The organism is Epilithonimonas caeni DSM 17710, from assembly GCF_000426465.1.
Lineage (GTDB): Bacteria > Bacteroidota > Bacteroidia > Flavobacteriales > Weeksellaceae > Epilithonimonas > Epilithonimonas caeni.
Genome location: NZ_AUFK01000014.1, coordinates 309,569 through 322,165, shown reverse-complemented (window position 1 = coordinate 322,165; position 12,597 = coordinate 309,569). Strand labels below are relative to the sequence as shown.

Annotated in this window: 13 protein-coding genes; all 13 read left to right on the top strand. The window is 35.1% G+C overall.

Annotation, left to right across the window (positions count from 1 at the left end):
• Positions 1–66: 66 nt before the first annotated feature.
• The 13 genes from K319_RS0109700 to K319_RS0109635 all read left to right on the top strand — a co-directional run bounded on the left by K319_RS0109700 (position 67) and on the right by K319_RS0109635 (position 12,597).
• A complete protein-coding gene (locus tag K319_RS0109700; protein ID WP_034671623.1) occupies positions 67–459 on the top strand; it encodes a septal ring lytic transglycosylase RlpA family protein in 393 nt (130 codons plus the stop codon).
• Between the two features lie 119 nt (positions 460–578).
• Positions 579–1,871 (top strand): phosphopyruvate hydratase, encoded by a 1,293-nt coding sequence (gene eno, locus K319_RS0109695; protein WP_027383487.1) that lies wholly within the window; start codon positions 579–581, stop codon positions 1,869–1,871.
• Positions 1,872–2,091: 220 nt separating this feature from the next.
• Positions 2,092–3,378 (top strand): citrate synthase, encoded by a 1,287-nt coding sequence (locus tag K319_RS0109690; RefSeq protein ID WP_027383486.1) that lies wholly within the window; start codon positions 2,092–2,094, stop codon positions 3,376–3,378.
• A 259-nt stretch (positions 3,379–3,637) separates the two neighbouring features.
• Positions 3,638–4,552: a dimethylarginine dimethylaminohydrolase family protein gene (locus K319_RS0109685; protein ID WP_027383485.1), complete on the top strand. Its 915-nt coding sequence runs from the start codon at positions 3,638–3,640 to the stop codon at positions 4,550–4,552.
• Between the two features lie 110 nt (positions 4,553–4,662).
• Positions 4,663–5,580: a citrulline utilization hydrolase CtlX gene (ctlX, locus tag K319_RS0109680; RefSeq protein WP_027383484.1), complete on the top strand. Its 918-nt coding sequence runs from the start codon at positions 4,663–4,665 to the stop codon at positions 5,578–5,580.
• 92 nt (positions 5,581–5,672) lie between these two features.
• Complete coding sequence (locus tag K319_RS0109675; RefSeq protein WP_235696100.1) at positions 5,673–6,041, top strand: S-adenosylmethionine decarboxylase family protein; 369 nt, start codon at positions 5,673–5,675, stop codon at positions 6,039–6,041.
• Complete coding sequence (locus tag K319_RS0109670; protein WP_235696099.1) at positions 6,038–7,489, top strand: DUF4178 domain-containing protein; 1,452 nt, start codon at positions 6,038–6,040, stop codon at positions 7,487–7,489. Before K319_RS0109675 ends, K319_RS0109670 begins: the two co-directional genes overlap by 4 nt.
• The gene (locus K319_RS0109665; protein ID WP_235696098.1) at positions 7,489–7,683 is read left to right on the top strand and encodes a hypothetical protein; all 195 of its coding nucleotides are present in this window, start codon (positions 7,489–7,491) and stop codon (positions 7,681–7,683) included. The genes K319_RS0109670 and K319_RS0109665 overlap by 1 nt, the downstream gene beginning before the upstream one ends.
• A gap of 18 nt (positions 7,684–7,701) precedes the next feature.
• Positions 7,702–7,917, top strand: coding sequence for a DUF350 domain-containing protein (locus tag K319_RS0109660; protein ID WP_027383480.1), 216 nt, complete (start codon positions 7,702–7,704; stop codon positions 7,915–7,917).
• The gene (locus tag K319_RS0109655) at positions 7,910–9,424 is read left to right on the top strand and encodes a polyamine aminopropyltransferase (protein WP_027383479.1); all 1,515 of its coding nucleotides are present in this window, start codon (positions 7,910–7,912) and stop codon (positions 9,422–9,424) included. The genes K319_RS0109660 and K319_RS0109655 overlap by 8 nt, the downstream gene beginning before the upstream one ends.
• 58 nt (positions 9,425–9,482) lie before the next feature.
• Positions 9,483–9,830: a hypothetical protein gene (locus tag K319_RS20120; protein ID WP_051230569.1), complete on the top strand. Its 348-nt coding sequence runs from the start codon at positions 9,483–9,485 to the stop codon at positions 9,828–9,830.
• A gap of 66 nt (positions 9,831–9,896) precedes the next feature.
• Positions 9,897–11,492 carry a flavin monoamine oxidase family protein gene (locus tag K319_RS0109640; protein ID WP_235696097.1) on the top strand — a complete coding sequence of 532 codons (1,596 nt, stop codon included), beginning with the start codon at positions 9,897–9,899 and terminating at the stop codon, positions 11,490–11,492.
• Positions 11,493–11,538: 46 nt separating this feature from the next.
• On the top strand, positions 11,539–12,597 hold the full coding sequence (locus K319_RS0109635; RefSeq protein ID WP_027383477.1) for a hypothetical protein: 1,059 nt from the start codon (positions 11,539–11,541) through the stop codon (positions 12,595–12,597).

The following is a 12,597-nucleotide window of genomic DNA, read 5'->3' as shown; positions in this document are numbered from 1 at the left end:
AACAAAATATTAATGAACAATTAACATTTTTTATTGTTGATTTATTAACCTTTGTAAATTATAATAATGAAAACTTTTTATAGAATATTCCATTATGTATTGAAAACATACATATTTTTAATAGTTGTTGTTTCTTGCGGAGGTCGGAATCCCTCAAATCACAGTTCGGGATATAGATTTACAACAGCTTCATATTATGCTGACAAATTTAATGGAAGGAAAACGGTTAGCGGGGAAGTTTATAGACACTATAAAATGACAGGTGCCCATAGATCACTTTCTTTCGGAACCAGAGTGAAGATCATTAATATAGATAATGGTAGATTGGTTATCATAACGGTGAATGACCGGGGCCCGTTGAAGCCGTCTCGGGAATTTGACCTTAGTCAGGGGGCTTTTAAAAAGATCGCAAGCTTGAATGCAGGCATCATAAAAATAAAATATAAGATATTGAAATAAATCATCTTTTGAGATCGTCAAATATCTAAAAGGATTCATTACATAATATTTAAAATGTTTAAATTTGCAATGCTTAAAAAAAACAAAACAAATAAAAATCTTAAAATAACATCAAGACAATGAGTTACATTTCATTTATCGAAGCAAGACAAATTTTAGATTCCAGAGGGAATCCTACAATAGAAGTAGATGTTTTCACAGAAAGTGGAGCTATGGGACGCGCAGCTGTGCCTTCCGGAGCTTCTACAGGAGAGCACGAAGCAGTGGAACTAAGAGATGGTGCGCCAGAATTCCTGGGGAAAGGTGTTTTGAAGGCTGTTGAAAATGTAAAAGAAGTTATCGCTCCAGAATTAATTGGTCTTCCAGTTTTCGAACAAAACTTGATCGATGCTGTAATGATTCAGCTTGATGGTACGTCTAACAAAGGGAAATTGGGTGCAAATGCAATTTTAGGTGTTTCTTTGGCAGTTGCAAAAGCTGCAGCTAACGAACTAAGATTACCTCTTTATAAATACGTGGGTGGTGTAAACGCTAATACGCTTCCTGTCCCAATGATGAACGTGATCAACGGTGGTTCTCACTCAGATGCGCCGATCGCTTTCCAGGAATTCATGGTGATGCCGGTAAAAGCAGACTCTTTCTCTCACGCTTTGAGAAAAGGAACTGAGATTTTCCACAGTTTGAAATCTATCCTTCACGGAAGAGGTTTGTCTACTGCTGTAGGTGACGAAGGAGGTTTTGCCCCAACTTTCACAGGAACTGAGGATGCTTTGGATACGTTATTGCAAGCTATTGAAAAAGCAGGATACAATCCTGGTGACGATGTGATGATCGCTTTGGATTGTGCCGCTTCAGAATTCTACAAAGATGGGATCTACGATTACAGAAAATTCCAGACTCCGGATGCTGCTCAATTTACAAGCAGTGAGCAGGTGTCTTACTTGGCTGAATTGGCAAACAAATATCCAATTATCTCTATAGAAGATGGTATGCAGGAAAATGATTGGGAAGGCTGGAAATTGTTGACTGAGAAAATCGGGGACAGAGTTCAATTGGTTGGCGATGATCTATTCGTAACTAATGTTGAAAGACTTTCTAGAGGTATCAAAGAAAATACAGCAAACTCTATCCTTGTGAAAGTGAACCAGATCGGCTCTCTTTCTGAAACAATGGCAGCTGTACAAATGGCTCAACAGAACAAATATACTACAGTAATGTCTCACAGGTCCGGAGAAACAGAAGATGCTACGATTGCTGATCTTGCAGTTGCACAAAACTGTGGACAGATCAAAACTGGTTCGGCCTCCAGATCTGATAGAATGGCGAAGTACAACCAATTGTTGAGAATTGAAGAAGCTCTTGGAGAAACTGCAATTTTCCCTGGTTTGGATGCTTTCAAGATCAAAAGATAAGATTTAACAAAAAATTATAATTTAAGGCATTTGGAATTTTCCAGATGCTTTTTATTTTTTATTTATTTGAGAATCAATTTGTTAATTATTTGGTTTTTTCATAAATAATTATTTTTTTTATTCAATTATTGATATTAATATAATCGATTGTGAGATATGACTTTTGTCAGTTGAGCATTAAGACTGAAAGTGTTATATTTAGCAAATAAATTTTTTTAAAATGTCAGATAATAAAGTTATATTGAATTACGATGGAAAAAGCTTCGAATATCCAATCGTAGATAGTACTATCGGTGACAGAGGAATTGATATTTCTAAATTGAGAGATCAAACAGGTTTGATTACTTTGGATCTTGGGTACAAAAATACAGGTGCTACAATTAGTGAAATTACTTACCTGGATGGTGATAAGGGGGAATTGTTCTACAGAGGTTATCCAATAGAGCAGATTGCTGAGAAATCCAATTTTACAGAAGTGATGTATCTTTTGCTTCACGGGGAGTTGCCGACGGCCGACCAGTTTTCTTCATTCGAGAACAATATCAAGAAATATAACTTCGTGGCGGACGAAATGAAAAGACTGATCGATGTCTTCCCGCGTTCTGCTCATCCAATGGGTGTTTTGTCTGCTTTAACTTCTGCTTTAACGGCATTCAACCCGAAGGCAGTAGATGTTAAGTCAAAAGAAGAAATGGACCTTGCAGCAGAATTGATGATTGCAAAATTCTCTCATCTTTGTGCCTGGACTTACAGAAAAACCCAAGGTTTACCAATTAACCATGGTGATAACAGTCTGAATTATGTAGAAAATTTCTACAAAATGGCATTCAGATTACCAAATGAGGAATTTGAATTGGATCCGGTCGTAGTTGCTGCATTAGATAAATTATTGATACTCCATGCTGATCACGAGCAAAACTGCTCTACTTCTACTGTTAGAATGGTAGGTTCTGCACACACGGGATTATTCGCATCTATCTCTGCAGGTGTTTCTGCACTTTGGGGGCCATTGCACGGTGGTGCTAACCAGGCAGTTATCGAAATGCTTGAATTGATTGAAAAAGATGGCGGCGATGTGAACAAATGGGTTGCCAAAGCTAAAGATAAAAACGATGGCTTCAGATTGATGGGCTTCGGACACAGGGTTTACAAAAACTTTGATCCAAGAGCGAAGATCATCAAAAAAGCGGCTGACGATATTCTAGGAAAATTAGGAATTCAGGATAAAGCACTTGATATTGCAATGCAACTAGAAAAAGTAGCTTTGGAAGACGAATATTTCATCGAAAGAAAATTATATCCAAACGTAGATTTCTACTCAGGAATCATCTACAGAGCTTTGGGAATCCCGACAGAAATGTTCACTGTAATGTTTGCATTGGGAAGATTGCCGGGATGGATTGCCCAATGGAGAGAAATGAGACTGAAAGGAGATCCTATCGGAAGACCAAGACAGATCTATCAAGGTTCGCAACTTCGTGACTATGTGGATATTGCAAACAGATAAAAATTTCTGAAAATCAATATAAAATCCTCGAAAGTAATTTTTCGGGGATTTTTTTTCGGCAATATTATAATTAATCTGAAATTTTCTCCAACAATCTCGCTCTGGCAGGTGTTATTAACTAAAATAAAATATTACAGGTTTGAATCGTTTAATTATATTTGCGTGATTCTGAAATTATGAGATCGCTGTTGTTTTTACTAGAAAATATCTTCTAAATCTGCGGTGACATATGACCTTTAGAAATGACTGTAAGTAACTTATGAAACTAAATATCAAAAATGAGACTGGAAGACTGAAATCCGTAGTTCTTGGACAACCGAAATCTAATGGTCCGGTTCCGACTCTGGAAGAAAGTTATGATGCTAAATCTTATCATACGATCGAGAATAATATCTACCCAAAGGAACAAGATATTATCTCTGAAATGACAGAATTCGAAAAGGTTCTGAAAAAGTATGATGTTGAAGTTTTCCGACCGAAAATCATCAAAGATTACAACCAGGTTTTTGCAAGAGACGTCGCGTTCGTGATAGAAGACAAAATGATAATTTCGAATATCATTCCGGATAGAGCGGACGAACAGGAAGCTTACAGGCATATCATCGATAAAGTGTCCTGGAGGAATATTATCAATCTTCCGGAAACGGCGCATATAGAAGGTGGAGACGTGATTGTCTGGAACGGATTTCTCTTCATCGGAACCAGCTACAGCCCGGATTATAGAAATCTGAAGACGGCAAGAACCAATGAATATGCCATCGAAATTCTGAAAGAATATTTCCCGAAGAAAAGGATCATCGACCTTGATTTAAGAAAAAACGATACGAAGCCCTACGAAGGTATCCTTCATTTGGATTGTACATTCAATATTGTTGGGAATGACAAATGTATCATTTACAAAAATGGATTTGTAGATGAGTCTGATTATCAATTGTTGGTTGATATTTTTGGAGAAGAAAATTGTTTCGAGATCAATGATAGAGAAATGTTCGATATGGTTCCGAATATCTTCTCAATTGCTCCGGATATAGTGGTTTCTGATAAAGCCTTCACAAGACTCAATCATCATCTCAGAGACGAGTGGGGTATTACAGTGGAAGAAATCCCTTATCGTGAAATTTCCAAAATGGGAGGATTGTTGAGATGTTCGACTTTGCCGTTGGTGAGAGAATGAGTCAGATATTTCTCGCTGATTCAGCAAATTTTGCAAAATTTTAGTTTGGGAGATTTACTAAATCTGAAAAATCTGCGAGATAAATTAAATTTTAAATTTAGTTCGATAATATGCAAACTACAGATACAGTTTTAATGATAGAACCTGTTGCTTTCGGTTTCAACAAGCAAACGGCTGTTAATAATTATTTTCAGGTTCAACAGGAAGGCAATGTTCAAGGAGAAGCTTTGAAGGAATTCAATACCTTTGTTGAGAAACTGAGAGCAAAAGGCATCAACGTCATCACCATAAAAGATACGCTTGACCCCAAAACACCAGACTCCATTTTCCCGAATAACTGGGTTAGTTTTCACAGAGATGGAAAAGTGGTTCTCTACCCGATGTTTGCCAAAAACAGACGTTTGGAAAGACGAAATGACATTCTTGACCAAATCGGGGAACAATTCAAAATCAACGAAATCATCGATTATTCTGAAACCGAAAAAGACAATAAATTCCTGGAAGGAACAGGAAGTATGATTTTCGACCACGATAACAAGATCGCTTATGGTTCGGTTTCGCTCAGATTGGATGAGGATCTATTCAGAAAATTCTGTAGTGAGTTTGGATTCAAGCCTGTGGTTTTTCATTCTTATCAGACTGCCGGAGAAGAAAGGTTGCCTATTTATCATACCAATGTGATGATGTGTGTAGCTGACAAGTTTGTAGTGATTTGTCTGGATTGTATAGATGACGAACTGGAAAGGGAAAAAGTCATTGAAACGATTAAGGGCTCTGGTAAAGAGCTGATAGAAATCTCCGAAGACCAAATGCAGAACTTTGCTGGAAATATGCTTCAGGTCCAGAATCATTTTGGAGAAAAATTCCTGGTAATGAGTCAAAGTGCTTACAGATCTTTGAAGCCTAAACAAGTTTCCGCAATCGAAAAATATTGTGAAATTATCTATTCCGATTTGGAAGTGATAGAAACCAACGGTGGCGGAAGTGCCAGATGTATGTTGGCTGAGGTTTTTCTGCCGAAGAAATAAATTTTTAATAAGCTGTAAATATTTACAGCTTTTTTATTAATCCTATTGTAAGGTTTTCAAAAAATTCTGATATTGCTTCTTGATAACCGTTAATGATGAAAACTTTAGAAATTTATCAGGAAGGATTACACGTTCTATTGACTCTGAAGGTTGAAAATCCAGATTTACTGACAAATTATTATTCCTATTTAGATTACGCCAAAAAACTTTTGGCAGAATGTGATACAGAAGTTGTTGGAGAAACGTTTCATATTTTTGATAATGATAGTTTTACTTCAGCAATTATTCTGAAAGAATCACATCTTTGTATCCATACCTGGCCGGAGTTCCAACAACTGACTTTAGATTTGTTGCTTTGTAATTATTATAATGATAATACAGAGAAAGTTGAAAAAATCACCTCGAAATTGCTAACTTACTTCGAGGCAGAAATCATCAAAGAACACAAAATCCTGAGATGATGAAGACCTACGTTTGCCCGAGTTGTAAAACCGAAAATATTCTCACAATCGATATCGAGATTGAACAATATATTTGTAGATCTTGCTCTAATTTAATTAATCCTGAGACCGGAACGATTTTAAAAACTGTCAAAAAACCAACGGAGAATGTAGTTTTGGAGATTGGTCAAAAAGGTAAAATTGACGGAACGGAATATCAAGTCGTTGCGATTGTTGTTCGCAAATATGGAAGTTCTGTTTTTTGGAGAGAATATTATCTGAAAGACAAAGATAAAAATGACGCATTCCTGAGTGAAAGCAGTGGACATTGGGTTTTTCTTCAACCGAAAGAAATGCCGAAAAAGGAGTTCAAATTTCACGCAGAATTCAATGGGAAAAATTATAGGTGGTACGAATCCACTCCCAATAATATTGATTCTGCAACCGGTTTCTTCGAAGATAAAATTAAATTTTCCCTGGCCAATTATAAAGAATTTGTGAACGGGACCGAAATGGTTTCTATAGAACAAATAGGTACAGAAAAAACTTTTCTTTGGGGAAAACATATTCCGAAGAGCGAAATCAAGCGACAATTCAAACCGAGTCATATGCCGAATTATTCCGGAATAGGGATTGTTCAGCCTTATTATATTAACATCAGACAATTGATAAATATTTTAGCAATTGTTGCATTGTTGATGAGTCTTTTACAGCTTTATAACACAGTTTCAAGAACTAATTATGAGGTTTTCAGTGACAGAATCAGATTTGATTCTGTAAGGAATAAAGAATTGATTTCGAAGTCGTTTGATTTGCGTGGCGCTTCTGCTCCACTTAATGTAAAACTCTATTCCAATGTTGATAATTCCTGGGCCAACGTAGAATTGAGTCTCGTCAATGAAAAAACGAATGAGATAGAATACACGTCTCAAGACATTGAACAATATCACGGCTACGAAAGCGGAGAAAGCTGGTCAGAAGGAGATAAGAACAAAGAATTTAATTTTTGTGGTGTTGCGCCCGGAAAATATCATTTCGCCATCAATGCGCAAAAACAAGGCTTTGAACAGCCAAGTGGAGAAACATTCTATTCTCCTGACGGAACAAAATCTTTTATTTACGATGAGTTTGGATTCGTGGATGTAACAACTCTGGCGACGGGTGAAAAGATTTCTTATAATTTATCTAATCTTCAAACTAATGATTCCATAATCTATTCTGAGTTAGAAAAGGCTAAAGAATTCAAACTCAAAAATCCAAATTTTTCAGCAACATCACCTGATACGGATACGCTGAATCCGGCATTCGATATTCAGGCTTTTTGGAGACCTGTAAGTTTTTGGAATTACTTCATTATTATAGGAATAATGGTGGCGTTGGTTCTTCTGAATTATTGGGGAAAATATCTTTTTGATAAGGAGAAATGGAAAAACAGTAACTATTCTCCTTTTAACGAGTATACAAACTGATGGAAAAGATGATTAATTATATTAGAAATAATAAGCTATTGCTGTCTTTAGGAATATTTTTTCTAGGTTGGTTTCTGTATTTGACTTACACGGGAAACCAGTTTTGCGATTGTGCAAAAATGGAAAAGTACAGAGATGGAGCAACCAGATATCGCTCACACGGAACTTCGGTTTACAGATATTATCACAAATAAATTTTAAAAACATTGATTATGGGAGATTTTAATTATTTACCAATACTTAATTCGATATTATATTCTTTTTTGGGAATTGCCATTTTGTTGATTTGCTATGTCATTATTGAAAAATTAACTCCGGAAAAGACCTGGCACGAGATTTCAAAAAATAATAACACCGCATTAGCAATTATTTTAGGCGCGTTTATTATCGGGATTTCTATTATTATCAGCGCAGCGATTCATGGATAAAAAACGGATTTCGTTTGAACTGCTTTTACTTTTTTCGGTATTTGTCATCGCGACTTGCGGATTGATTTATGAATTGGTTGCAGGCGCTTTGGCAAGTTATCTTTTGGGAGATTCTGTAAAACAATTCTCTTTCATTATCGGCGTTTATCTTTTTTCGATGGGCGTGGGTTCTTACTTGGCAAAATTTATTCATAAAGATTTGCTAAATAAATTCGTTGAAATCGAAATTCTTGTCGGTGTTATCGGAGGAATCAGCTCAGTAGTTTTATTCTATTTATTCAATACGGTTCATCATTTTGAGCCTGTTTTATATCTTTTTGTATTTCTGACAGGATGTTTAGTTGGGTTGGAAATTCCATTACTGATGAATATTCTCAAGGATAAAGTCGCTTTCAAAGATTTGGTTTCTAATGTTTTTGCGTTTGATTACATTGGTGCTTTGCTGGCATCCATTCTTTTTCCACTGGTTCTGATTCCAAGTTTAGGAATTATAAGAACGCCGCTTTTTTTTGGTTTGATTAATATTTCCATTGCGATTTTCCTTTCGTTTTATCTGGAAAGAGAATTGAAAAATCCAATCGGACTTAAAATTAAATCGATTTTTGCCTTTCTAAGTTTATTGGCACTTTTTATTTTTTCGGATAGACTTTTGACCTTTTCCGAAGAGAAAATGTACGGAGAGAATATTATCTACGCAAATAATTCACCTTACCAGAGAATTGTTTTTACTAGGAATAATCAGGATTTCCGACTTTATCTTAATAATAATCTTCAGTTTTCTTCTGCTGACGAATACCGTTATCACGAAGCTTTGGTTCATCCGGCGATGTCTATGGCCAAGACTATTTCCAATGTTTTGGTTCTGGGCGGAGGCGATGGTTTTGCGGTTCGAGAAATTTTGAAATATAAAAATGTAAAGAATATTACTTTGGTTGATTTGGATGGAGAAATGACCAATTTTTTCCGAGATAATGAAACAATGAAAAGGCTGAATCATCAATCATTTTCTAGTCCTAAAGTTGAAGTGATTAATAAAGACGCTTACATTTGGGTAAAAGGGAACAAGAAGAAATATGATATCATTATCATCGATTTTCCAGACCCTTCGAACTATAGCTTAGGAAAATTATATTCGCTACAGTTTTATAAAGAACTGGAGAAAGTAACCACAAACGACACTAAAATAGTCGTTCAGACCACATCGCCTTATTTCGCACCGAAATCTTTTTGGTGTATCGAGAAAACCATTAATCAGATTTTTCCATTTACAACAGCCTATCACTCTTATGTTCCTAGTTTTGGAGAATGGGGATTTTGTCTCGCCTCTTTTCAGCCTATTGATAACAAAATTATAAGAAGGCTTCCGGATTTGAAATTTTATGATTACAATTTTAAACAAATGTCTTATTTCAGCAAGGATATGAAAGCAAATAATCTGGAAGTGAATCGTTTGGATAATCAGATTCTGGTAAGATATTTTGATGAAGAATGGGGCAAAGTCCAGTAATTTGTCTCAATATTTTATTATATTTGTATCAAATAGTGATACTTAAAATTATAAAATTATGATAGCTGAAATCGAAAAATATATAGAAATCCAGAACAGTATAGATCTAATTCTGAAAGAATCTCCTTTCAAAATCTCTTACATTATTGAGAAAACAGGGATTAAAAAGCCAACCTTTTTCAAAAAAATGAAAGACAAAAGATTTACTTCCGAAGAGTTGCTAGCTATTGCCAGAGTAATGGAGCCGGTTTACAGAACCGAAACCAAGGAAGAAATTTTGGAATCGTTGAAAAAAGCAGAGGAAGACATAAAGAATGGAAACACAATTCCTTTTTCTGAGTGGAAAATGAGTCGTGACGAACGTTTGAAAAAATATGCAAATGAGGCAAATAGAAATATTAACTAATGCAGATTCCGATTTTAAAAATATAGAAGAATATCTACGAAAGCGTTTCAAAATTATAATTAAATTTTGCCAACTTCTACCAATCAATTTTCCCGGAAATCTTTTCTCAAGACTATCTTTTGGGCAGGATTGATGTTGCCATTTCTACAATATTGCAAACAGAAATCAAAATCTTTTTTACTCAAAATCACAGGAACCAATTCTGTTTTGGGGCATAGACTTTGGGCAAAAGATTTTCCGAAACCGACAGAAGAAATCAAAACAAAATTTCTGATTGTTGGAAGTGGAATTTCCGGACTTTCGGCTTGTCGGTATTTGAAAAATAATAATGAGAATGATTTTCTTTTAGTCGAGATGGAGAATCATCTCGGAGGAAATGCTTCCAACGGAGAAAACCGGTTTTCAAAATTTCCTATCGGTGCACATTATCTTCCGATTCCGAATAAAGAAGATTTGGAATTGATTGAGTTTCTGAAAGATTGTAAAATCTATCTCGGCGATGACGAAAATGGGTTGCCTGTTTTAGATGATGAGCAACTGACTTTTCCTAAACAAGAACGCTTATTTTTCAAGAATGAATGGCAAAATGATTTGATTCCTCAAAACGGAATTTCCTCTAATGCTAAAGAAGAAATTACAGGTTTTTTTAAATTAATGGACGAATTCCGAATCAAGAAAGATAATTCTGGAAAATATTGGTTTGATATTCCGGTTTCAAAATCCAGTGACGAAGCCAAAAACCTCGACCAAATAACTTTTCTTGATTGGCTTGTTAATAATCATTTTCAATCTCAAGAATTACTTTGGTTATTGGATTATTCCTGCAAAGATGATTATGGTTTAGGTTTGAAATACGTTTCCGCTTGGGCTGGAATCCATTATTTTGCAGGAAGAAAAAATAATTGGGCGACTAATCGTCAAGATCAGGTTTTCACCTGGCCGGAAGGAAACGCAAGATTGGCAAAACATCTTTCAGAATTTGTTGAGAATAAACATTTGAAACATCATCTTGTTTTTGATGTCAATTCGGATAAAGATAATGTTGAGGTTTTAGTTTTTGATAATCAATCGAAAATCTCAAAAAAAATTATTGCTGAGAAAGTTCTTTTTGCAACGCCGCAATTCGTCAATCAATATATTTTCAAAAGCAGAAAACTGAAAAATTTCAATTATGTTCCTTGGTTATTATCCACTTTAACATTGAAAAATGAATTTGGTGGTGCAGAAGAACTGGCTTGGGATAATGTGATTTTTGGAACGGAAGGTTTAGGTTACATCAATGACCAACATCAGAACCTTAATCAAATTGTTGGAGAGAAGGTCATCACACATTACAGAAGTTTTTCTACAGATAATTGTAAAAAAGCACGAAGACAATTATACAATCTGAAGGCAGATGAATTGAAAAATCTGGTTCTTGATGATTTGAAAGTCGCACATCCGGAAATCGAAGATTTTATAATTGATATTCAGTTTCATAAATTGGGACACGGGATGATTTCGCCTGTTCCGGATTTCATTTTTGGAGTAGAAAAACAATTAGCAAAACAAAATGTTGATAACAAAATTTTCTTTGCTCATACCGATTTATCAGGAATTTCTATTTTTGAGGAAGCTTTTCATCAGGGAATCAGAGCTGCAAAAGAAATGATTGGAATATGAAATCCCCAAGATTACATTTGACCTTTAACAAAATAAATATCTTGAAATGAAACAGCCTTGGATTCATAATGCGAAAACCGATTGGCGATTCATCTTGTCTCCACCATTTTTGGTATTGACAATTATAGTTTTGTTTCAGGGACAAATTCAGAATCTTGAAAATCATTATTCATTCTATACATGGTTGATTCTTATTGTTTTTGTGGATGTTGCGCACGTTTATTCGACTTTATTCAAAACTTATTTTATCAGAGAAGAATTCCGAAGAAGGAAGCTTTTGTATTTGGGAATTCCTGCAGTTAGTCTGATTCTCGGTTTGATTTTTTATCAATTCGGGAGTTTGTTCTTTTGGTCGGTTTTGGCTTTGGTTGCGGTCTTTCATTTTGTTCGTCAGCAATATGGATTTATGCGATTGTATGCGAGATTCGAGAAGAAAGGTTTTTCAAAATTTTGGGACGGTATCGCCATTTATTCTGCAACTGTTTTTCCAATGTTGTATTGGATAAAAACGCCTCGGGCTTTCAATTGGTTTGTAGAAAATGAGTTCAGCTGGTTCGATTCACTTCCTAATTTTGTTCCCGGAATCACTTTAATTTATTGGATTATTTTAGGGATTTGGATTCTGAAAACGATTTATTTTTTCATTAAGGATAAAACTTTAAATATTCCTAAAAACGCCATTATTGTCGGAACTTATTTATCCTGGTATTTTGGAATTGTTTATTTTAATAATGATTTGATTTTTACATTGCTGAACGTTATTTCCCACGGGATTCCTTACATCGCATTGATTTACATCAGAGAAATTAAACAAAAAGAAAACTCGTCATTAAAAAACCTTTCTATCTTTAAAACCAGTTTTGGAATTTTATTATTTGTATTGATTATCATCGGATTTGCTTTCTTCGAGGAATTGATTTGGGAAGTTCTGGTTTGGAGAGAGCATTTCTCAATTCAATCATTCGAATTATCAATGTCCTGGCAACAGTTTCTGGTACCGTTATTGGTTGTTCCACAGTTGACGCATTATCTTTTGGACGGCTTTATCTGGAAAATCAGAAAAAATAAAAAACCCCCGAATAACCAATATCGGGAGTTTCATTGA

Bases quoted from the DNA above. Each gene is read 5' to 3' on its own strand.
- K319_RS0109700 (WP_034671623.1), top strand. From the start codon at position 67: ATGAAAACTTTTTATAGAATATTCCATTATGTATTGAAAACATACATA.
- eno (WP_027383487.1), top strand. From the start codon at position 579: ATGAGTTACATTTCATTTATCGAAGCAAGACAAATTTTAGATTCCAGA.
- K319_RS0109690 (WP_027383486.1), top strand. From the start codon at position 2,092: ATGTCAGATAATAAAGTTATATTGAATTACGATGGAAAAAGCTTCGAA.
- K319_RS0109685 (WP_027383485.1), top strand. From the start codon at position 3,638: ATGAAACTAAATATCAAAAATGAGACTGGAAGACTGAAATCCGTAGTT.
- ctlX (WP_027383484.1), top strand. From the start codon at position 4,663: ATGCAAACTACAGATACAGTTTTAATGATAGAACCTGTTGCTTTCGGT.
- K319_RS0109675 (WP_235696100.1), top strand. From the start codon at position 5,673: ATGATGAAAACTTTAGAAATTTATCAGGAAGGATTACACGTTCTATTG.
- K319_RS0109670 (WP_235696099.1), top strand. From the start codon at position 6,038: ATGATGAAGACCTACGTTTGCCCGAGTTGTAAAACCGAAAATATTCTC.
- K319_RS0109665 (WP_235696098.1), top strand. From the start codon at position 7,489: ATGGAAAAGATGATTAATTATATTAGAAATAATAAGCTATTGCTGTCT.
- K319_RS0109660 (WP_027383480.1), top strand. From the start codon at position 7,702: ATGGGAGATTTTAATTATTTACCAATACTTAATTCGATATTATATTCT.
- K319_RS0109655 (WP_027383479.1), top strand. From the start codon at position 7,910: ATGGATAAAAAACGGATTTCGTTTGAACTGCTTTTACTTTTTTCGGTA.
- K319_RS20120 (WP_051230569.1), top strand. From the start codon at position 9,483: ATGATAGCTGAAATCGAAAAATATATAGAAATCCAGAACAGTATAGAT.
- K319_RS0109635 (WP_027383477.1), top strand. From the start codon at position 11,539: ATGAAACAGCCTTGGATTCATAATGCGAAAACCGATTGGCGATTCATC.